This window comes from Streptomyces glomeratus, from assembly GCF_021462825.1.
Classification (GTDB): domain Bacteria; phylum Actinomycetota; class Actinomycetes; order Streptomycetales; family Streptomycetaceae; genus Streptomyces; species Streptomyces glomeratus.
Map to the genome: position 1 here is coordinate 51,824 of NZ_JAKEEB010000013.1, position 21,045 is coordinate 72,868.

The window sequence follows — 21,045 nt, forward strand, 5'->3', positions numbered from 1 at the left end:
AGGCACTGCTGGCGCTGCTGCTCGCCGTCATGGGCGCGCTCTTCGCCGGGGCCGCGCCCGCCTCCGCGCACGCCGCGCTGATCGGCAGCGACCCGGCGCAGGGAACGGTGGTCGACAAGGCGCCCACCCAGGTCACCCTCACCTTCTCCGAGAACGTGGCGCTCTCCGACGGCTCGCTGCGGGTCCTCGATCCACGCGGACAGCGCGTCGACACGGGGAAGCCGTCCAACCTGAGCGGGACGATGTACGGGGTGCGGGTGCGCGCGGGACTGCCCAAGGGCACGTACACCGTCACCTACCAGGTGGTGTCGGCGGACAGTCATCCGGTCTCCGGCGCCTTCACCTTCTCCGTCGGCGCGCCGTCCGCGACCACGGTCCCGGTCTCCGGCCCGGCCGCGGGCGGCGGCGTCGTCGGCTGGCTCTACGGGTTCGCACGGTACGTCTCCTACGCCGGATTCATCGTCCTGGTCGGCGGCGCGGCCTTCGTGCTGGCCTGCTGGCAGCGGGGCGCCGGCGTACGGGCGGTACAGCGGCTCGTGGTCTCCGGGTGGGTGGCCCTCACCTCGGCGACGCTCACGCTGCTGCTCCTGCGCGGTTCGTACACCGGCTCGGGGAAGATCGCCGACGTCTTCGACGTGTCCCTGGTCGGGCAGGTGCTCCAGACCAAGGCCGGGGCGGCGCTGGTCTCCCGGCTGCTGCTGCTCGCGGCCGGGGCGCTCTTCATCGCGGTGCTCTTCGGGGCGTACGTGCGACGGGACACGGGCGCCGAGGCGGCGGACGGCGAGGGAGCGGACGGCGAGGGCGGCTCCTCGGAGGACGACGCCGCCCGGGACGCCGAGAAGCGGGATCTCACCTTCGGCCTCGCCCTCGGCGGGACCGTCGTGGCGGCGGGGCTCGCGGCGACCTGGGCGATGGCCGAGCACGCCTCGACCGGCATCCAGACCGGTCTCGCGATGCCGGTCGACGTCCTGCATCTGCTGGCCGTCGCCTGCTGGCTGGGCGGGCTCACCACACTGCTCCTGGTGCTGTACCGGGCACCCTCGCTCGAGGCGGCGGCCGTGCGGCGCTTCTCGCGCCTCGCGTTCGTGTGCGTCGTGGCGCTGACCGCGACCGGGGTCTACCAGGCGTGGCGTCAGCTCGGCTCTTGGTCGGCCCTGACCGGGACGTCCTACGGGCAGCTGCTGCTCGTGAAGGTCGCCCTGGTCGCCGTTCTCGTGGGCATCGCCTGGATCTCACGGCGCTGGACGGCGCGGCTGGCGGATGCACCGGTCGCGGCGGTGGAGAAGGACTCGGCGGGGAAGCAGCGCACGACGGCGGCCAAGCGCGCGACCGTTGCGGCGAAGGCGTCGGCCAAGGGATCGGCGAAAGCGTCAGTGAAGGCGGCGGCCAAGGGATCGGCGAAGGGCGGCGCGCGGGGGAATGCCCCCGATTCGGAGCGGGCCGCGCAGCTGGCCCGGCAGCAGGCTGCCGTGGCAGCGGCAGAGGCCAAGCGGGTCCGCGAGGCCGACCCCGTCCGTTCGGGACTGCGCCGCTCCGTGCTCGCCGAGGCCGGCGTCGCGATCGTCCTGCTCGCCGTCACCACCGCGCTGACCACGACCGAGCCGGGACGTACGGAGGAGGCGGCCAAGGCGGCCACCGCGTCCGCCTCGCAGCGGTCGGGCCTCCTGTCGCTGAAGGTCCCCTTCGACACCGGCGGCCAGGAGGGAAAGGGCACCGTGCAGGTCACCCTCGACCCTGCCCGTGTGGGCGCAAACGAGATGCACGTCTATGTGGTGCGGCCCAACGGCAAGGCCTTCGACGTCCCGGAGGTCAAGGTCGCCTTCACCCTGGAGTCCAAGGGCATCGGACCGCTCCCCGTCGTGCCCGACCGCATCGCCACCGGGCACTGGTCGGCGAGCGGCGTGCAGATCCCCATGGCGGGCGACTGGAAGATCGCGGTGACCGTCCGGACCTCCGACATCGACCAGGCAACCGTCACCAAGAACGCGAAGATCGGCTGAACCCCACCATGGCTGACCAGTCCACATCGGAGGCGTCGGAGGCGTCCCCCGAGGGCATCCCCTCCCAGAAGACGCCCGGCCACCCCACGGCCAAGAGCTCGCCCAGGGGAGCCGCGGCACGCGGCTCCTCGAAGAGGACCGCTCCCATCAAGAGCACCCCCGAGGAGGCCGCTTCCGGCAGTGCTCTTCCGCAGGGAGTGATCTCGCGGCGGCGGCTCCTCGGGACCGCCGGGGCCACCGGGCTCGCCCTGGGCGCGGCCGGCGGAGCCGCCGGATACGCGGCGGCACCTTCCGAGAAGAGCACTCCCCTGACCTCGCTCGGCACCGACCGGGCGATGTTTCACGGGAAACATCAGCCCGGCATCACCGAGGCTCTCCAGGCGCGTGGCCATCTCGCCGCCTTCGACCTGGCGCCCGGTGCGGGCCGCAAGGAGGCCGCCGCACTGCTGCGCCGCTGGTCGGCCATCGCCGAGCGGCTGATGGCGGGCGAGGCGGCCCCGCACGACGACACCGGCGTCGCCCGTGACGCGGGCCCCTCGGCCCTGACGATCACCTTCGGCTTCGGGAACAGCTTCTTCTCCCGCACGGGCCTGGAGAAGCAGCGTCCGTCCGCCCTGGACCCGCTGCCCGACTTCTCCTCCGACCGGCTGGACAAGTCCCGTAGCGACGGCGACCTGTGGGTCCAGATCGGTGCCGATGACGCGCTCGTCGCCTTCCACGCCCTGCGCGCCATCCAGAAGGACGCGGGCGGCGCGGCGCGGCTGCGCTGGCAGATGAACGGCTTCAACCGCTCTCCGGGCGCCACCGCCCACCCGATGACGGCGCGCAATCTGATGGGCCAGATCGACGGCACACGCAACCCGAAGCCGGCCGACCCCGATTTCGACCGGCGGATCTTCGTCCCCGCGTCCGGCGACCCGGCATGGATGGCGAACGGCTCGTACGCCGTCGTACGCCGGATCCGCATGCTCCTCGACGACTGGGAGAAGCTCTCGCTCCAGGCCCAGGAGGCGGTCATCGGACGCCGAAAGTCCGATGGGGCACCGCTCAGCGGCGGCACCGAGACGACCGCCATGGACCTGGAGAAGTCCGGTGCCGACGGCACCCCGGTCGTGCCCCTGAACGCGCACGCGCGGATCACCCGGCCCGACCGGAACGGGGGCGCGGCGATGCTGCGCCGCCCGTTCTCCTTCCACGACGGCTTCGACGCGGACGGGACGCCCGACGCGGGCCTGCTGTTCATCTGCTGGCAGGCGGATCCGCTGCGCGGTTTCGTCCCGGTCCAGCGCAAGCTCGACCGGGGGGACGCGCTGTCGCCGTACATTCGCCACGAGGCGAGCGGCCTGTTCGCGGTGCCGGGCGGGGCGGCGGAGGGGGAGTACGTCGGGCAGCGGCTGCTGGAGGGGTGACCGGGGGCGGCGCAGCCGTTGTCCATGGATGCGAGCCGGGTTCCGCCGGGCCCATTAGGGTGAGGTCATGCCAGCCAGCTATGCGTATCTCGGTCCCGAGGGCACCTTCACCGAGGTCGCCCTGCGCACGCTGCCGGAGTCCGCGACCCGGGAGCTCGTCCCGATGGTGTCGGTCCCGGCGGCGCTCGACGCCGTCCGCAACGGCGAGGCCGAGGCCGCGTTCGTGCCGATCGAGAACTCGGTGGAGGGCGGCATCACGACCACGCTCGACGAGCTGGTCGCCGGTGAGCCGCTGATGATCTACCGGGAGGTCCTCCTCTCGATCACCTTCGCGCTGCTGGTCCGCCCCGACACCAAGCTCTCCGAGATCAAGACGGTCACCGCGCATCCGGCCGCACAGCCGCAGGTGCGCAACTGGCTGAAGGCCAACCTTCCGGACGCCGTCTGGGAGTCCGCCGCGTCCAACGCGGACGGCGCCCGGCTGGTCCAGGAGGGCCGTTACGACGCCGCGTTCGCGGGTGAGTTCGCCGCCGCGCGCTATGGCCTCGAGGCCCTGGAGACCGGCATCCACGACGCGGAGAACGCGCAGACACGCTTTGTGCTGGTGGGCAGGCCTGCTCGGCCGGCGGCTCCGACAGGCGCGGACAAGACCTCGGTCGTTCTGTGGCAGCGCGACGACCACCCCGGTGGCCTGCGCGACCTGCTGGGCGAATTCGCCGTCCGGGGTGTGAACCTGATGCTGCTCCAGTCCCGCCCTACCGGAGCGGGAATCGGGAACTACTGCTTCTGTATCGACGCCGAGGGTCATATCTCCGACCGCCGGGTCGCCGAGGCCCTGATGGGGCTGAAGCGGATATGTCTCCAGGTGCGGTTCCTCGGCTCGTACCCGCGTGCCGGCATCACGCCGGACGAGGTCCGGGTTCAACCGGCGGGGACGTCGGACGGCGAGTTCATGGAGGCCGCGGACTGGGTGGCCCGCTGTCAGGACGGCCGGTTCTAGCCAGGACCGCCGGTTCAGCGTGCCCGGTACTACCTGCGGATTTTCGTTGTCCACAGAAGTTATCCACAGGTTGGCTTCTCGATCTGGGGACAAGTCGACAACACGGCCCTTCGGGGTCGATAAATCTCTCCCGTGACCCCCCGTTCGTCTACCGCCGCGTTCGACACTGTTGTCCACCCGTTTCTCCCGATCAACTCTTTGAGGCGACCCCTTTGCACCCAAAAGTGCAAGTAGTGACGGTTTGAACAGCGAATTCCAGGCTCACCGGAGAGCCTTCGGAGTGATCAACTCCGGAGTCCACAGATCTTCCGCACAGCCTGTGGATAACTCCAGGAGGCCTGTGGACGCCTGTGGACAAGCCGAGCCCAAATCCCGCTGTCCACAAGGAATTCCAGTCAATGGAGCGTCCCCGGAACGCCTCGTTCCGGGGACAGTACCCCTTTTCTTGACACGCTACGTAATTGCCGCACAACGGAACATGTTGCGCGGATCGATAAACGGAGTCGTAGGCCGCAACCCCGCACCGGTAGCCTTGAGGGGTGATTGACCTTCGCCTGCTCCGTGAGGACCCCGACCGTGTTCGCGCGTCCCAGCGCGCCCGTGGTGAGGACGTCGCGCTCGTCGACGCCCTCCTCTCCGCCGACGAGCGGCGCAGGTCGTCCGGCGTCCGCTTCGACGAGCTCCGTTCCGAGCAGAAGGCGCTCGGCAAGCTGATCCCCAAGGCCACCGGAGACGAGAAGGCCGAACTGCTGGGGAAGGCGAGCCGGCTCGCCGCCGACGTCAAGGCGGCCGACGCCGAACAGAACGAGGCCGAGGAGGAGACCAAACGGCTTCTGCTCCAGCTCGGCAATCTGGTGCACCCCGACGTCCCGGTCGGCGGCGAGGAGGACTTCGTCGTCCTGGAGACGCACGGCACCATCCGCGACTTCGGCGCCGAGGGCTTCGAGCCCAAGGACCACCTCGAGCTGGGCGAGGCGCTCGGCGCGATCGACGTCGAGCGTGGCGCGAAGGTCTCCGGCTCGCGCTTCTACTACCTGACGGGCATCGGCGCCCTGCTGGAGCTGGCGCTCGTCAACGCGGCGATGGCGCGGGCAGCGGAGGCCGGGTTCACCCCGATGCTCACCCCCGCCCTGGTCCGTCCGCGCGCCATGGAGGGCACGGGCTTCCTCGGCCAGGCCGCGGAGAACGTGTACCACCTGGAGAAGGACGACTTCTACCTGGTCGGCACGTCCGAGGTCCCGCTCGCCGCGTACCACATGGACGAGATCATCGACGCGGACCGGCTGCCGCTGCGCTACGCGGGCTTCTCCCCGTGCTTCCGCCGCGAGGCCGGGACATACGGCAAGGACACGCGCGGCATCTTCCGCGTGCACCAGTTCGACAAGGTCGAGATGTTCTCGTACGTCGACCCCGAGGACGCGGAGAACGAGCACAAGCGGCTCCTGGAGTGGGAGAAGGACTGGCTCAACGCCCTGGAGCTGCCGTTCCAGGTCATCGACGTGGCGACGGGTGACCTGGGCGCGTCCGCCTCGCGCAAGTACGACTGCGAGGCCTGGATCCCCACGCAGGGCAAGTACCGTGAGCTGACCTCGACCTCCAACTGCGACGGCTTCCAGGCCCGCCGTCTGTCGATCCGCATGCGGGACGGCAAGAAGGTGCAGCCGCTGGCGACGCTGAACGGCACGCTGTGCGCCGTACCGCGGACGATCGTGGCGATCCTGGAGAACCACCAGCTGGCCGACGGCTCCGTGCGGGTGCCCGAGATCCTTCGCCCCTACCTGGGCGGCCGGGAGCTGCTGGAGCCCGTGGCCAAGTGAGCGCGGCCGGGCCCGACCGTTTTCCGTACCGGCTGATCGCGACCGATCTCGACGGGACGCTTCTGCGCCCCGACGAGACGGTCTCCGCGCGCACCCGTGCGGCACTCGCCGCGGCCACCGCGGCGGGCGCGGCGCACATCGTCGTCACCGGCCGCGCGGTCCCGTGGACCCGCCCCATCCTCGACGACCTCGGATACCGGGGGCTCGCGGTGTGCGGCCAGGGCGCACAGGTGTACCACGCGGGGGAGCGGCGGCTGCTGACGTCGGTCACCCTGGACCGGCAGATCGCGGGTCTCGCGCTGGCGAAGATCGAGGCGGAGGTGGGCCCGCTGCTGCTGGCGGCGAGCCGGGACGGGCTGGACGGGGAGGTCCTCGTCGGCCCCGGCTACCGGGTCCACGACGGACCGCTGCCGTACCAGCCGGTCAGGGACCCGGCGGACCTGTGGTCGGCCCCGCTGAACAAGATCTACATCCAGCACCCGAGGCTGAGCGACGACGAGCTGGCCGAGGCGGCGCAGCAGGCCGCCGGGGGTCTTGTCGGCGTCACGATGGCGGGCGAGGGGATAGTGGAGATCCTGCCGCTGGGCCTGACGAAGGCCACGGGACTGTCGCTGGCCGCCCGCCGCCTGGGGTTGAAGGCCGCGGACACGATCGCCTTCGGCGACATGCCGAACGACATACCGATGTTCGCCTGGGCGAGCCGGGGCGTGGCCATGGCCAATGCCCACGAGGACCTCAAGGCCGTCGCGGACGAGGTGACGCTCTCCGACGAGGAGGACGGGATCGCGGTGGTGCTGGAGCGCTTGCTGGGTTAGCCGGCGCGGCACCGTGCGCCGGATGCGCCCATGTCGGGCGGCCCATGTCTCGCGGAGGATGCGCGGATCGAACGCGCGCGGGCTTTCCAGACCCGACCAAGGCTTAGCAAGCCTGTGCCTTACCGCTCGGCCAATCCTCCGGGTGGGCGGCCCACGCGAATCCCTTCGCGTGCTCGAAGCGGCCGCCCCGGGCAGTTCCCCGTGCGGGGCGGGCTCGACGGAGGGGTAACTACTCCGGAGCCCGCCGCGGGCTGCCCTGTCGGGAGCCCGGCGTACTGCCGTGCATGGACATCGCCCAGCTCCTCTCCCGGAACGTGGCGCCGGCTCGATCCGGCGTCGTGGACATAGCCACTGTGCCCGTCCACCGCATCGGGCGCCACCGAATAAATTCCGCCTGTCGCGGGGGCCGCCGGGGGCGCACGCCCGCTACCGGCGGCGCCACCTGCGGCGGCGGGCCTTGCTGAAGAACCAGCCGGCGGGCGGCTCGTCCGAGCGCCAGGGCTGGGGGTCGGGCGCCTCGTTCCGCCAGCGGGCGGCCAGCATCCGGGCGCGCGCGGAGGGCTCCGTGGTCGCCGCGGACCGTATGAAGTCCTCGTCGAACACGACGCCGTCCCAGGCTTCCCCGGCCTCTCCCGGCCCTTCGCCCTGTGGTGCGTCCGCTGTCATGCCCGGTCCTTTCCGCAACGCATCCCCTGTGCCCAGTGTGCCCGGGCAGATGTGAAGCCGCTGTCAAAAAGCCTTCTGCGAAGACGCGGGCAACGGCCCGCCTCCGAGGCGCATACGGGCGCGGCCTCCTTCCGGGGGCCGCGCCCGCGCCGGAGCCCCGCCGGGGCCCCACGGTCGCTGTCACTCCTCGCCCGCCAGCGTCAGCGTCCGCAGTTTCCGGCCCGCGTACCAGGTGGCGGCCAGGGTCAGCACGATCAGCAGCACCGTCGCGGTGGGCAGTGCGACATCCGACGTGACGAGCGAGCTGTCGGAGACCTTGTGTGCCACGGCGAGCGCCCACTGCTGGACGCTGAGCGTGCGCGCCCCGGAGACCAGCGAGCCGAAGAGCGCCTCCCAGACCAGCGCGTAGACCAGTCCGAAGACCACCGCGTGCCGGCTCACGGTGCCGAACAGCAGGAACAGCGCGGCGTAGGCGATGGAGGCGACCAGCGCCGCAACCGTGTACGCGACCGCGATCTGCTGGCCGTTGCCGTTGAGGATCAGGCCCGCGATGAACGTCGGCAGCGCCGAGAACGCCATGGTGACCGCGATGGCGACGATCAGCTTGGTGATGATGATCGTGGGCCGCTTGACCGGCTTGGCCAGCAGATACACCACCGAGCCGTCGTCGATCTCGGGTCCGATCGCGCCGGTGCCCGCGATGACGCCGATGATCGGCACCATGGTGGCGAGCGCGAAGCCGCCGAGGACGTCGTGGGCCACCTGGTCGTCGGCGCCGGTCAGCGCCCGGACGACGGCGGAGATCACGATCAGCAGGGCGGGCAGCGCGCCGAGGATGAGGGCCCGGCGGCGGCCGAGCAGGCCCCGGTAGGTGAGCCGGGCGACTGTGGGGTCGTACATCTTCGGCCTCCTACGCCGCGACCAGATACGAGAAGACGGACTCGAGGGATTCGTCGGACGGCGAGACCGTGAGCAGCCGGACGCCGTGCTCGCGCGCGACCTTCGGCAGCAGGACCGTGAACCGGCCGAAGTCCACCGCCTGGATGCGCAGGGCGCCCTCCGCGAGGTCGACTTCGATGCCGGACGTCGACGGGTCGGCGATCAGCGCGGCCGCCAGCGCCCGGTCGTCGCTGGAGCGCACCAGATAGCGGTGCGGACGGTCGGTCATCAGACGGCGGATCTTCCGGAAGTCGCCGCTCGCCGCATGCCGTCCTGCGACGATCACCTCGATGTGGGAGGCGAGTTGCTCGACCTCTTCGAGGATGTGGGACGAGAAGAGCACCGTGCGGCCCTCGGCGCCCATGCGCCGCAGCAGTTCCATCAGCTGCATGCGCTGTCGGGGGTCCATGCCGTTGAACGGCTCGTCGAGCAGCAGCAGGGACGGATCGTGCACCAGCGCGGACGCCATCTTCACGCGCTGGCGCATGCCCTTGGAGTACGTGGAGATCTTCCGGTCCTGTGCGTACTCCATCTCGACCGTGGCGAGCGCCCGCTGGGCGGCCTTCGCGCCCAGGCCGTGCAGCTCCGCGTTGGCGACGACGAATTCGCGGCCGGTGAGGAAGTCGTACATCGCCTCGCGCTCGGGGACGATGCCGATGTGCCGGTAGATCTCCTCGTTGCGCCACACGGGCCGGCCGTCAAGGGTGACGGAGCCGGTGGAGGGGGCGAGGAAGCCGCCCATCATGTTGATGAGGGTGGACTTCCCGGCGCCGTTCGGGCCGAGCAGGCCCGTGACGCCGGGGCCGATGGTCATCGTCACGTCGTTGACGGCGACCACGTTGCCGAACCAGCGCGAGACGTGGTCGATGGTGAGCGTGGTCACAGTCCGGCCTTTCGGTAGCGGCGCATCAGCAGGCCGTAGCTGCCCGCGATGAGTCCCAGGACGACGAGGAGATAGACGACTCCCTGCGCGGCCGAGGGTCCTCCCCCGCCGGGGAAGGAGGAACTCGCGCCCAGGAAGGCGGTCTGCACGCCGTCGATGAGGGTGACGGGCGAGAACAGTCCCATCCAGACGATGGCGGCGGGGTTGCCCGACTGCGCGTCCGCGATGGCCTGGATGGTGGAGACGGCGCCGTACGAGATGGTCAGGACGGCGATGACGGCCGCGATGCCGAAGCCGCGCCGGGGGGTGGCCGCGGCGATCACCAGGCTGATCCCGGAGAACAGCAGGGAGAGCAGGGCCACGGAGACCAGTCCCTCGGCGAATCCCTTCGTCTGGTGGCCGAAGTCCAGCTTGGCGAGCAACGCCCCCACATAGAGGACGAGCAGCGGTGCGGCCGTCAGGATGAACAGGGCGGAGGCCAGGGCCGCGTACTTGGCGCGGACGTAGTCGGCGGTCTCGATGGGGCGTGAGAAGTACAGGGGCACGGTCTTGAAACGCAGGTCCCGGGAGACGGACTGGGGCGCCTGCGAGGCGATGTACAGACCGATGACGGCCTGCATGATGATCGCGTAACGCGTGTAGTCGACGGGCAGGTCCTTGGCCTTCGTGGCGACCGCGACCGCGACCATGATCAGTGCGGGCGCGCACATCACCACGAAGAGCAGCATCGGCAGCACCTTGGACTTCACCGAGCGGCCGAGGCCGTAGGCGCCGCGCAGGGACTGCGAGTACAGCGAGCGGCGGGCGTAGGCGCGGCCCAGGCGCGGGCCGTCGTACGCGCGGTAGCCGATGTTGTGGATCCGGGTCTGCTCGGCCGCACGGGCCGTGGGCTGCTCAACCGCCATGGCCGACCGCCTCCTTCCGCTGGTCGTCGCTGTCCTTGAAGACCTCCGCGATGTGGTGCCTGCGCTGTTCCATGCGGACCAGGCCCAGGCCCAGGTCGGCGACGACGTCCCGGATCAGGTCGTACGTCTGCTCGCCCTCCGCGGTCAGCAGCAGGATGTGCCCGGCGCCCGGCAGACCGCTGCCGTCGTGCGTGCTCACCCCGCGCGCGAGGAGCGCGTCGCGCACCGCGCGGGTGCCGTCGGGGTGTTCGTCGGTGTCGGTCACCTCGATCGCGAGGGTCGTGGTGGTCTGGGTGAAGTCCCGGGTGGAGCTGGAGCGAAGCAGCTTGCCGCCGTCGACGACGACGACGTGGTCGCAGGTTCGCTCCAGTTCGCCCAGCAGGTGTGAGGTGACCAGGACCGAGATGCCGAAGTCGGTGTACACCCGGCGGATCAGGCCGAGCATCTCGTCGCGGCCGACCGGGTCGAGACCGTTGGTCGGCTCGTCCAGGAAGACCAGCTGGGGGTCGTGGACCAGAGCCTGGGCGAGCTTGACGCGCTGCTTCATGCCGGTCGAGTAGCCGCCGATGGGGCGGTAGCGCTCCTCGTACAGGCCGACGTGGCGCAGCGTGTCCGCGGTGCGCTCACGGGCGGCGGCCGGGGGCAGCCCGGACATGCGCGCCATGTGGACGACGAACTCGGTGGCCGACACGTCGGGCGGCAGGCAGTCGTGCTCCGGCATGTACCCGACGCGCTCGCGGATGGCGCCGCCCTTGGTGGCGACATCCAGGCCGAGCACCTCGGCGCGGCCCTCGGTGGCGGGGGACAGACCCAGCAGGATCTTGATCAGTGTGGACTTGCCGGCTCCGTTGGCGCCGACGAGCCCCGTCACACCGGGTCCGACGTCCACGGAGAGCCGGTCAAGGGCGGTCACCCGGGGGAACCGCTTGCTCAGGCTTTCGGTCGCGATCACAGTCACGTCATCGACGGTAGTGACGTGTACCACTGCAGTCGTCAGACCGAAGAGCTGTCTGCGGGTCAGCCTCCAGTCGTACGGGCCCGTAGGGGTCACCCTCAGGTCGAACAACCGGGCGGTCAAGCCGGCCGGTGTTGTCCCCATTGCCGAGGTTGTCCACAGGTGGGCGCGGGCCTGTTGACGCGTTCTCTAACAAGTGCGAGATTCGCCGGTGTCACGGGACGGACACCAACTGTGGCCGATGTGGACGGCGGTGCGGTCGTCGAAGGACGGCGGCCTCGTCCACGGGGCCGGGGCGGAGGGCAAGTGACTCTCGAGGGGGCGCGGGAGCGCCGGGTGCGCGCGGACGGGGTCGAGCTGAGCGTGGCCGAGCTGGGCGATCCCGGCCGGCCCACGGTGGTGCTCGTCCACGGCTATCCGGACAGCAAGGAGGTGTGGTCGGAGGTGGCCGCCCGGCTGGCCGGGCGATTCCATGTGGTGCTCTACGACGTCCGCGGCCACGGCGGCTCGACGGCACCGCGGCCGTTGCGCGGCGGATTCACGCTGGAGAAGCTGACGGACGACTTCCTGGCGGTCGCGGACGCGGTCAGCCCGGACCGGCCCGTGCACCTCGTGGGGCACGACTGGGGCTCGGTGCAGTCCTGGGAGTTCGTCACCGTCCGGCGCACCGAGGGCCGGATCGCGTCCTTCACCTCGATGTCCGGGCCGTCCCTGGACCACTTCGGGCACTGGATCAAGCAGCGGGTGCGCCGGCCGACCCCGCGCCGCCTGGGCCAACTGCTCGGTCAGGGCGCCCGGTCCTGGTACGTGTACCTGCTGCACACCCCCGTTCTGCCGGAACTCGCCTGGCGCAGCCCGCTCGGCAACCGCTGGGCGGACGTCCTGCGGCGCGTCGAGAAGGTCCCCGGCGGCGACTACCCGACCCCGTCACTGCCCACGGACGCGGCCCACGGCGCCTGGCTGTATCGCGACAACGTACGGCCCCGGCTGCGCCATCCGCGCGCCGACGCGTACGCGCACGCGCCGGTGCAGCTGATCACGGCCCTCGGAGACGTGTTCCTGTCGCGGCGGCTCCATGACGAACTGGAGCGGTGGGTCCCGCAGTTGACGCGACGCACCGTGCCGGCCGGGCACTGGGTCCCACGCACCCGGCCCGACCAAGTCGCCTCGTGGATCGAGGAGTTCGTGACATCCGTCGAGGACGGCCGGCCGTCACCGGCGGCGAGCGGACGGTACGCGGACCGGTTCGGGGGACAACTCGTGCTGGTCACCGGCGCGGGCAGCGGTATCGGGCGGGCCACGGCCTTGGCGTTCGCGGAGGCGGGAGCACGTGTGGTGGCCGTCGACCGGGACGCGGAGAATGCGGCCCGCACGGCGCAGAAGGCCCTGCTGCTCGGCGCACCGGGCGCGTGGGGCGAGAAGGCCGACGTGTCGGACGAACAGGCCATGGAGAAGCTCGCCGAGCGGATCGCCACCGAACACGGGGTAGTGGACGTGCTGGTGAACAACGCGGGGATCGGTCTCGCGGGATCCTTCTTCGACACGAGCACCGAGGACTGGCGCGAGGTCCTGGACGTCAACTTGTGGGGCGTCCTGCACGGTTGCCGGCTTTTCGGCAAGCAGATGGCCGAGCGCGGCCAGGGCGGCCATATCGTCAACATCGCGTCTGCGGCGGCGTTTCAGCCCTCCAGGGCGCTGCCCGCCTACAGCACCTCCAAGGCCGCCGTCCTGATGCTCAGCGAGTGCCTGCGCGCCGAACTGGCCGGTCAGGGCATCGGCGTATCGGCGATCTGTCCCGGCTTCGTCAATACGAACATCCCCTCCAACGCGCGCTTCGCGGGCGTGGACGCGGCGGAGGAGAGGCGTCGGCAGCTTAGGGCCGCACGGCTGTACCGCCTGCGTGGGTATCCGCCGGAGAAGGTCGCCGACGCGATTCTCCGTGCCGTCGTGCACAACCGTCCGCTGGTGACGGTGACTTGGGAGGCACGGGCGGCCCGCCTGATGTCCCGCTTCGCGCCGCGTGCGCTGCGCGCGGTCGCCCGTTGGAACATGTGACTCCAGTAGTTTGACGAGACGTCAACTAGCTGTTGCGCGCGACCTGTACGCCAATGTGTCGCAGACAACGGCTCTTTGCCTCGCTGGGGATCAAGTCGACCTTTGGGGTAGATGAGTTGGCGAACGCTGCGCCGATGCAAGCCAGTTGTCCACAGGAGCGCCAATACGCCTGTGGATAACCGCACTTGCTTGTGGATCAAACATGCGGAACAAAATCAAATGCGTGATCCGCATCTCTCCCGCACTCTGGAGGGGTGACAGAAGGGAACGACGAGAGGCGCACCGTGAAGGTGTCGAAGTACCTCTCGAAACATCTACGGCACCAGCCGGAACGGATCGGCCTCACGCTCGACGAACACGGCTGGGTGGAGATCGGGACACTGCTCGCGGCGGCGGCCGCGCACGGCTTCCGGATCACCCGCGCGGAGCTGGACCGCGTGGTCGCCACCAATGACAAGAAGCGCTTCGCGATCGAGGGCACCCGCATCCGCGCCAGCCAGGGACACAGCATCGACGTCGATCTCGGACTGCCTCCGGCGGCCCCGCCCGCGTACCTGTACCACGGAACCGTGGCGCGCCACCTGGACGCCATCCGGGCGGAGGGCCTCAAGGCCATGAGCCGGCACGACGTCCACCTGTCGCCGGACCGAGAGACCGCGACCCGGGTCGGGGCCCGCCGTGGCCGTCCGGTCGTCCTCACCGTCGACGCCGCCGCCATGCACCGGGACGGCCATGTCTTCCATATGAGCGCGAACGGGGTGTGGCTCACCAAGGCGGTTCCGCCGCAATAGCTGCGTTTCCCGGGGTCACGCTGACGCTCCGCCTTTGATGCCGGGACCCGATCGATCAAGCCGACGCTCAGAGCACCCCGCGCTTCCGCTTACGCTCGAAGCATGAGTCTGCGTCTGAGCACCGTGATCCTGCCGTACGTCCGCTGGCACGAGGGCGGGCGTTCCGCATGGCAGCGCGCGGAGCAGCTCGGCTTTCACACCGCGTTCACCTACGACCACCTGTCGTGGCGGTCCTTCCGCGACGGACCGTGGTTCGGCGCCGTGCCGACCCTGACCGCCGCGGCCGCCGTCACCGACCGTCTGCGCCTCGGCACCCTGGTGACCTCACCGAACTTCCGGCACCCGGTCACCCTCGCCAAGGAGCTGATCTCCCTCGACGACATCTCCGGCGGCCGGATCACCCTGGGCATCGGGGCGGGCGGCACCGGCTTCGACGCCACCGCGCTCGGCCAGGACCCCTGGTCGCCGCGCGAGCGCGCCGACCGGTTCGGCGAGTTCGTGCCGCTGCTCGACCGGCTGCTCACCGAGGACTCCGTCTCCCACGAGGGCTCGCACTACTCCGCCCACGAGGCGCGCAACATCCCCGGCTGCATCCAGCGCCCCCGGCTGCCCTTCGCGGTGGCCGCGACCGGACCGCGCGGGCTGAAGCTCGCCGCCCGCCACGGCCAGGCATGGGTGACGACCGGCGACCCGAAGCTGTACGAGAGCGGCACCCCGGAGCAGTCGGTGCAGGCCCTGCGCGCACAGACCGGGAAGCTGGCCGACGCGTGCGCCGCGACCGGCCGCGATGTGACGGAACTGGACAAGATCCTGCTCACCGGCTTCACTCCGGACCGCGGACGGCCGCTGGAGTCCCTCGACGCGTTCGTCGATTTCGCCGGCCGTCACGCAGAGCTCGGCTTCACCGACATCGTGATCCACTGGCCCATTCCCGACTCCGCCTTCGCGGCGGACGAGAAGGTCTTCGAACAGATCGCCATGGAGGCCCCGGCCCAGCTGGACTGAGCCGCAGCAGGACAGCGCGTGACGGCCTGTAAAGGCGCTGGTGAGGAGCGTCACCACGCACATGCGCGGACTCACGCACGGCCGTGCGGGCATATGCGGGAGAATGACGCCCGTGACCTCAGCGACCCGACAGCCGGAGACCCCGGCCCACACCGTTCCGCCCCGGCTGATCGCCACAGATCTCGACGGCACCCTGCTGCGCGACGACAAGTCGGTCTCCGAGCGGACGGTCGCCGCACTGGCCGCCGCCGAGGAGGCCGGTATCGAGGTGTTCTTCGTCACAGGCCGCCCGGCCCGCTGGATGGATGTCGTCAGCGACCACGTCCATGGGCACGGGCTGGCGATCTGCGGCAACGGGGCGGCCGTGGTGGACCTGCACGGCGGTCCCGGCGCGCACCGGTTCGTCAAGGTCCGGGAGCTGGCCCGGGGGAACGCGCTCGACGCCGTACGGCTGCTGAGGGACGCCGCACCGGGGACGGTATACGCGGTCGAGCAGACGTACGGCTTCTACCAGGAGCCGGCGTATCCCAAACTGCACCTGGAGATACCGGACTTCCTGGCGCCCGCCGAGAAGCTGCTGGCGCCGGATGCGCCGGGCGCCCAAGAGCCGGTGCTGAAGATCCTCGCCTACCACCCGGAACTGGACCCGGACGCCTTCCTCACCCTGGCCCGCCTCGCCGTCGGCGACCGCGCCTCCATCACCCGGTCCAGTCCGAGCGCGCTGCTGGAGATCAGCGGCCCCGGTGTCTCCAAGGCGAGCACGCTCGCGCTGTGCTGCGCCGAGCGGGGCATCTCCCATGAGGAGGTCGTCGCCTTCGGTGATATGCCGAACGACGTGGAGATGCTCACCTGGGCGGGCCGGTCGTACGCGATGGGCAACGCTCATCCCGACGTCGTCGCCGCGGCATCCGGGCGGACGGTCGCCAACAACGAGGACGGGGTGGCCGTGGTGATCGAGCAGATCCTCGCGGAGCGGTCATAGCCTCGGACCGGTGAACGGCCTCAGACCGCGACCCGTCGAGTCCGCCGGGGAGTTCACAGGTGCACGCCGTGTGCCGCCAGCCACGGCACGGGATCGACGCCCGACCCCCACTCCGGAGTGGACCGGACCTCGAAGTGCAGATGCGGTCCGGTCGAATTGCCGGTCGTGCCCGACTGGGCGATCAACTGCCCGGTGGCCACCCGATCGCCCGGGCCGACGGCGACGGCGGCGAGATGCGCGTACTGCGTGCAGTAGCCGCCCGAATGCCTGATCACGACCTCGATGCCGAACGCGCCCCCGCACGTCACCCGCACCACCCGCCCGGATCCGACCGCCCGCACGGGCGTGCCGATGGGCACCGCGAAGTCCTGGCCCGTGTGGCGGTGCGCCCAGTGGTCGCCACCGCTGCCGAAGCCCGCGGAGAGCCGGTACGCCTCCACCGGTGAGATCCAGGAGGGCCAGGTCTTCCGCCGTGGCTGGTCCAAGTGGACCGCCCCCCGGCATGTCCTGGCGGATGCGGACGCGTCGGCCTGTCTCTGCAGCGCCCAGCGCGCCTCCTCAAGCTTGGCCTGGAGGCGCCGCTGCATCGCGGCCAGTTCACCGTTCCGCTTCTGCAGCGTCCGCCACCGCGCCGACGCCCGTGCCCGCTCCACGGCCAGCCGGGCCTCCGCCAGACGGCTCCGGATGACCGCGTTCCCGACCGTGAGGTCCAGCCGGGCGAGCGTCGTCTGGCTTGCGATCACCTGTTGCGCACTGTCCGGCAGCAAGGTGTGCGCGGTGTACGGGAGTCCGCCGCTCTGGCCGTACTGGACACGCGCGATCCGGCCCAGATCCGTATGCAGGGCCGCAATCAGCCCGTGCTCACGGGCGAGGAGCTCCTCGTCCCGCCCCGCTATGGCGCGCTGCTCCTCGGCCTCCCGACGCCCGGTGTCGTACTGCCGCGTCACCGTGGCCGCTTGCTCGTACAGCTGCGCCACCCGGGCACTGGCACGGATATTGGCGCCGTCGCCCGCCGCACCGCTCCCACCCTCTGCCGCGGCGGACCGGGCCGGGAACACCGTGACGGTGCCCAGGAGAAGAGAAACGACTATCGAAGAACGAAGAAGTGAAGGCATGTCAATGATCGTGGCCCGTGTCGCGCCCACCGTCCTGTCGACGTCCCACGGCTGGAGGAACAGGCGGGTACGGATGGCCCAGCGGCTTCCCCCACCCGGAGGTCCACCGCTGCTCCGTCCGGTCTGCCGTGAGGGTGCCGCACCTCAGGCGTCGGCGAAGGCCGGCGCCGTCGCACCCGTGTGCCCCTTCCGCTCGCCCAGCGGATCGCCCTGGGCTTCCCGCTCCACCATCGCGCGCAACGGCCCGTCCACAGCGGCGAGTTCCTCGTACGGGCCGCGCTGGACCACCCGGCCCTCCGCGAGCACGACCACCTCGTCGACCGTCTCCAGGCCGGCCAGCCGATGGGTGATGAGCACCGTCGTACGTCCCTCCGTGGCGGCCAGCAGATCCGCCGTGAGCGCGTCCGCCGTCGGCAGGTCGAGGTGCTCGGCGGGTTCGTCGAGGACAAGGACGGGGAAGTCGGCGAGCAGGGCACGGGCCAGCGCCAGCCGCTGACGCTGGCCGCCGGACAGCCGGGCTCCGTGCTCGCCGATCAGCGTGTCGAGGCCGTCGGGCAGCCCGTCGGCCCAGTCCAGCAGCCGCGCCCGCGCCAGCGCCTCCCGCACCTGCCCCTCGCTCGCGTCCTTCCGCGCGAGCAGCAGGTTCTCCCGCACCGAACTGTCGAAGAGATGCGCGTCCTGAGCACACAGTCCGACCACCCGCCGTACCTGGTCGCCGTCGAGCGCACGGGCGTCCGTCCCACCCAGCGTGTACGTGCCGGCGGCCGGGTCCAGGAAGCGCAGCAGCACCTGCGCGAGTGTCGTCTTGCCCGCCCCCGACGGGCCGACCACGGCGATTCGACGGCCCTGTTCGAGGGTCAGCCCGAGTCCGGTGAGCGCGTCGCGCTGCTGCCCCTCGTGGCGGGTCGTCAGCCCTTCGAGAACGAGCGGGAAGGGTGACGACGGCGGCGGCAGCGGCCGCTCCGGCTCACGGACGGGCTCCGGGGCATCCAGCACCTCGTACACGCGCTCGGCGCTCCGGCGCACCCGTTGCCGGTGCTGCACGGCGAGCGGCAGCCCCAGCACCGCCTCGAACGCGGCAAGCGGGGTGAGTACCACGACGGCCATGGTGACGCCGCCGAGCCGTCCGTCAGCCACGGCCTGCGCACCCACTAGGGCCGCGCCCGCGACGGTCAGCCCGGTGACAAGCGCGGTGAGCCCACCGCCCAGCGCGGTGGCGGTGGCGCCGCGGGAGGCGATGCGGGTGAGCACCCCGTCGGCCCGCCGCACCTCTTCGGTCCGCGCGGGCAGCGCACCGGCGACCGTCAACTCGGCGGTCCCCGTGAGGAGATCGGTCACCCGGGTCGCCAGCACTCCCCGGGCGGGCGCCAGTGCACGCTCCGCCCGGCGCGCCACGGCACCGGTCACCAGGGGTACGCCGACCCCGGCGGCCAGCAGCCCTGCGGCCAGGACGGCACCGGCCTCCGGCAGCAGCCAGGCCGTGAAGCCGACCGCACCCGCCGAGACGACCAGCGCGGCGCACGCGGGCAACAGCCAGCGCAGCCAGTAGTCCTGTAGCGCGTCCACGTCGGCGACGAGCCGCGACAGCAGGTCGCCGCGCCGGGTCGTGCGCAGACCGGCCGGTGCGAGCCGTTCCAGTCGCCGGTAGACGGCGACCCGGGTGTCGGCCAGCATCCGCAGCACGGTGTCGTGCGACACGAGCCGCTCCGCGTAACGGAAGACGGCGCGTCCGATGCCGAACGCCCGCGTGGCCGTCACGGCGAGCATCAAGTACAGCACCGGCGGCTGCTGAGAGGCCCGCGAGATCAGCCATCCTGAGGTGGCCATCAACCCGACGGCGCTTCCGAGCGCGAGGCTGCCGAGCAGCAGGGCGAGCGTCAGCCGCCCCCGGCGGGGGCCTGCCGTCGCGCGGACCCGGGCGAGCACCCCGACGCGTCCCTGCGGTGAGGGAAGGGGTGGCCGTTCGCCGGGGGTCTTGGGCGCCTCGGGCATCCGAGGGCGGGGCAGTGGCACGGCTCCGGAGCGCAGAGGACCGTTCGCCGCACAGTCCTCCGCGTCCAGGCGGACGATCCGGTCGGCAATCCCGAGCAGCGCAGGGCGGTGCACGACCAGCAGTACCGTCCGCCCGGCCGCCAGCCGGCGCACCGCCTCCACGACCTCCGCCTCGGTCGCCCCGTCCAGGGACGCGGTCGGCTCGTCGAGCAGCAGCACCGGCCGGTCGGCGAGAAACGCCCGTGCCAGGGCCAGCCGTTGACGCTGGCCCGCGGAGAGCCCTGCACCCTCCTCGCCGAGCACGGTGTCGGCCCCGGCGGGCAGCGCGTCCACGAACTCCAGCGCACCGGCGTCGGCCAGCGCCCTCCGCACCGCCGCGTCCTCCGCGTCGGGTCGTGCCATACGGACGTTCTCGGCGATGGTCCCCGCATACAGATGCGGTCGCTGCGGCACCCAGGCGATCCGCGAGCGCCAGTCCTCGAGATCGGCGGAGGCGAGATCGACTCCCCCGATCCGTACGCGCCCCTCGGTGGGCGGCACAAATCCCAGGAGAACGCTCAGCAACGTCGACTTCCCCGCGCCGCTCGGTCCGACGAGGGCGACCGTCTCTCCCGGTGCGACCTTCAGGGACAGTGCGGACACCGCGTCGGACGACCGTCCGGGGTAGCGCACGGTCAGGCCTTCGAAGGCGATCTCCCCGTGGGGGAGGCGCCGCGTCCCCGAGGCCGGTACCGGTGTCTCCAGCACCGTGAAAATCTCCTCGGCTGCGGAGAGTCCCTCCACAGCCGCGTGGTACTGAGTGCCGACCTGACGCAGCGGCAGATACGCCTCCGGTGCGAGCACCAGGATGACCAGCCCGATGTACAGGTCCATATCGCCGTGGACCAGCCGCATGCCGATGGTCACCGCGACGAGTGCGACCGAGATCGTGGCCAGCAGCTCGAGCGCGAAGGACGACAGGAAGGCGATCCGCAGGGTGCGCATGGTCGCCTGCCGGTACTCGCCGGTGATCTTTTTGATCGACTCCGCCTGCGCCTTGGCCCGGCCGAACACCTTCAGGGTCGGGAGTCCGGCGACCACGTCGAGGAAGTGCCCGGACAGCCTGGAGAGCAGGCGCCACTGGCGATCCATCTGGGAGCGCGTGGCCCAGCCGATGAGAATCATGAAGAGCGGGATCAGTGGCAGCGTGGCGGCGATGATCGCCGCCGACACCCAGTCCTCGGTGACGATCCGCGCGAGCACGGCCACCGGCACGACGACCGCGAGTCCCAGCTGCGGCAGATAGCGCGAGAAGTAGTCGTCGAGGGCGTCGACTCCTCGCGTGGCCAGGGCGACCAGCGACCCGGTCCGCTGGGCGCTCAGCCATCCGGGACCGAGCGCCCCCGCACGTTCCAGCAGCCGCCTCCGCAGTTCGGACTTCACCGCCGCGCCGGCTCGATGGGCGGCGAGTTCCGTGAGCCACGAGACCAGTGCACGACCCACCGCGACGGCCGCCAGAAGCAGCAGCGGGGTACCCAGCGCGGCAACCGAGTCATGGTGCTGGAAGGCGCCGACCACCACCCGGGCGATCAGCATCGCCTGGGCGATGACCAGTGCCGCTCCGACGACGCCCAGGCCGATGACCGCTACGAGGAAGAAGCGGGTGGCGCGCGCGTACTGGAGGAGACGGGGATCGATCGGTTTCACGTGAAACACCCCTTCGGAAAGGGGTGGGGG

General features: G+C 71.1%; 16 protein-coding genes and 1 tRNA gene. 9 read left to right on the forward strand and 8 right to left on the reverse strand.

Annotated features, from left to right (window positions below):
- The first annotated feature begins 29 nt into the window (after positions 1–29).
- The 5 genes from LZ604_RS17695 (at position 30) to LZ604_RS17715 (ending at position 7,041) form a co-directional block, all read left to right on the forward strand.
- Positions 30–2,000 carry a copper resistance CopC/CopD family protein gene (locus tag LZ604_RS17695; RefSeq protein WP_234516348.1) on the forward strand — a complete coding sequence of 657 codons (1,971 nt, stop codon included), beginning with the start codon at positions 30–32 and terminating at the stop codon, positions 1,998–2,000.
- A gap of 8 nt (positions 2,001–2,008) precedes the next feature.
- On the forward strand, positions 2,009–3,409 hold the full coding sequence (gene efeB / locus LZ604_RS17700) for an iron uptake transporter deferrochelatase/peroxidase subunit (protein ID WP_234516206.1): 1,401 nt from the start codon (positions 2,009–2,011) through the stop codon (positions 3,407–3,409).
- Positions 3,410–3,476: 67 nt separating this feature from the next.
- Entirely contained in the window at positions 3,477–4,409 is a 933-nt protein-coding gene (gene pheA / locus LZ604_RS17705) for a prephenate dehydratase (protein WP_234516208.1), read from the forward strand.
- A 539-nt stretch (positions 4,410–4,948) separates the two neighbouring features.
- Positions 4,949–6,226: a serine--tRNA ligase gene (serS, locus tag LZ604_RS17710; RefSeq protein WP_234516209.1), complete on the forward strand. Its 1,278-nt coding sequence runs from the start codon at positions 4,949–4,951 to the stop codon at positions 6,224–6,226.
- Positions 6,223–7,041, forward strand: coding sequence for an HAD family hydrolase (locus LZ604_RS17715; RefSeq protein WP_234516211.1), 819 nt, complete (start codon positions 6,223–6,225; stop codon positions 7,039–7,041). The genes serS and LZ604_RS17715 overlap by 4 nt, the downstream gene beginning before the upstream one ends.
- 52 nt (positions 7,042–7,093) lie before the next feature.
- On the opposite strand, the gene LZ604_RS17720 is transcribed toward LZ604_RS17715, so the two are convergent.
- From LZ604_RS17720 to LZ604_RS17745, 6 genes are all read right to left on the reverse strand, one after another.
- Positions 7,094–7,181 (reverse strand) — tRNA-Ser (locus tag LZ604_RS17720).
- A gap of 286 nt (positions 7,182–7,467) precedes the next feature.
- The gene (locus LZ604_RS17725) at positions 7,468–7,707 is read right to left on the reverse strand and encodes an SGM_3592 family protein (protein ID WP_234516212.1); all 240 of its coding nucleotides are present in this window, start codon (positions 7,705–7,707) and stop codon (positions 7,468–7,470) included.
- 180 nt (positions 7,708–7,887) lie between these two features.
- Positions 7,888–8,607 (reverse strand): ABC transporter permease, encoded by a 720-nt coding sequence (locus LZ604_RS17730; protein WP_234516214.1) that lies wholly within the window; start codon positions 8,605–8,607, stop codon positions 7,888–7,890.
- Between the two features lie 10 nt (positions 8,608–8,617).
- Entirely contained in the window at positions 8,618–9,529 is a 912-nt protein-coding gene (locus tag LZ604_RS17735; protein ID WP_234516217.1) for an ABC transporter ATP-binding protein, read from the reverse strand.
- The gene (locus LZ604_RS17740) at positions 9,526–10,434 is read right to left on the reverse strand and encodes an ABC-2 transporter permease (protein ID WP_234516218.1); all 909 of its coding nucleotides are present in this window, start codon (positions 10,432–10,434) and stop codon (positions 9,526–9,528) included. The genes LZ604_RS17735 and LZ604_RS17740 overlap by 4 nt, the downstream gene beginning before the upstream one ends.
- Positions 10,424–11,386, reverse strand: coding sequence for an ABC transporter ATP-binding protein (locus tag LZ604_RS17745; protein WP_234516349.1), 963 nt, complete (start codon positions 11,384–11,386; stop codon positions 10,424–10,426). The genes LZ604_RS17740 and LZ604_RS17745 overlap by 11 nt, the downstream gene beginning before the upstream one ends.
- A gap of 309 nt (positions 11,387–11,695) precedes the next feature.
- Here LZ604_RS17745 and LZ604_RS17750 point away from each other — a divergent pair, with 309 nt between their 5' ends.
- The 4 genes from LZ604_RS17750 to LZ604_RS17765 all read left to right on the forward strand — a co-directional run bounded on the left by LZ604_RS17750 (position 11,696) and on the right by LZ604_RS17765 (position 16,222).
- Positions 11,696–13,444: an SDR family oxidoreductase gene (locus tag LZ604_RS17750; protein ID WP_234516220.1), complete on the forward strand. Its 1,749-nt coding sequence runs from the start codon at positions 11,696–11,698 to the stop codon at positions 13,442–13,444.
- A gap of 254 nt (positions 13,445–13,698) precedes the next feature.
- The gene (locus LZ604_RS17755) at positions 13,699–14,235 is read left to right on the forward strand and encodes an RNA 2'-phosphotransferase (RefSeq protein WP_234516221.1); all 537 of its coding nucleotides are present in this window, start codon (positions 13,699–13,701) and stop codon (positions 14,233–14,235) included.
- A 102-nt stretch (positions 14,236–14,337) separates the two neighbouring features.
- Positions 14,338–15,240, forward strand: a complete 903-nt coding sequence (locus LZ604_RS17760; RefSeq protein WP_234516223.1) for an LLM class flavin-dependent oxidoreductase — start codon at positions 14,338–14,340, stop codon at positions 15,238–15,240.
- A 112-nt stretch (positions 15,241–15,352) separates the two neighbouring features.
- Positions 15,353–16,222, forward strand: coding sequence for an HAD hydrolase family protein (locus LZ604_RS17765; RefSeq protein ID WP_234516225.1), 870 nt, complete (start codon positions 15,353–15,355; stop codon positions 16,220–16,222).
- Between the two features lie 53 nt (positions 16,223–16,275).
- Here LZ604_RS17765 and LZ604_RS17770 read toward each other — a convergent pair whose 3' ends face one another.
- Positions 16,276–17,337: a M23 family metallopeptidase gene (locus LZ604_RS17770; protein WP_234516226.1), complete on the reverse strand. Its 1,062-nt coding sequence runs from the start codon at positions 17,335–17,337 to the stop codon at positions 16,276–16,278.
- 144 nt (positions 17,338–17,481) lie between these two features.
- Positions 17,482–21,015 carry a thiol reductant ABC exporter subunit CydD gene (gene cydD / locus LZ604_RS17775; protein WP_234516228.1) on the reverse strand — a complete coding sequence of 1,178 codons (3,534 nt, stop codon included), beginning with the start codon at positions 21,013–21,015 and terminating at the stop codon, positions 17,482–17,484.
- Between the last annotated feature and the right edge of the window lie 30 nt (positions 21,016–21,045).

Bases quoted from the DNA above. Each gene is read 5' to 3' on its own strand.
- efeB (WP_234516206.1), top strand. From the start codon at position 2,009: ATGGCTGACCAGTCCACATCGGAGGCGTCGGAGGCGTCCCCCGAGGGC.
- LZ604_RS17725 (WP_234516212.1), bottom strand. From the start codon at position 7,707: ATGACAGCGGACGCACCACAGGGCGAAGGGCCGGGAGAGGCCGGGGAA.
- LZ604_RS17695 (WP_234516348.1), top strand. From the start codon at position 30: ATGGGCGCGCTCTTCGCCGGGGCCGCGCCCGCCTCCGCGCACGCCGCG.
- LZ604_RS17740 (WP_234516218.1), bottom strand. From the start codon at position 10,434: ATGGCGGTTGAGCAGCCCACGGCCCGTGCGGCCGAGCAGACCCGGATC.
- LZ604_RS17760 (WP_234516223.1), top strand. From the start codon at position 14,338: ATGAGTCTGCGTCTGAGCACCGTGATCCTGCCGTACGTCCGCTGGCAC.
- LZ604_RS17730 (WP_234516214.1), bottom strand. From the start codon at position 8,607: ATGTACGACCCCACAGTCGCCCGGCTCACCTACCGGGGCCTGCTCGGC.
- pheA (WP_234516208.1), top strand. From the start codon at position 3,477: ATGCCAGCCAGCTATGCGTATCTCGGTCCCGAGGGCACCTTCACCGAG.
- LZ604_RS17770 (WP_234516226.1), bottom strand. From the start codon at position 17,337: ATGCCTTCACTTCTTCGTTCTTCGATAGTCGTTTCTCTTCTCCTGGGC.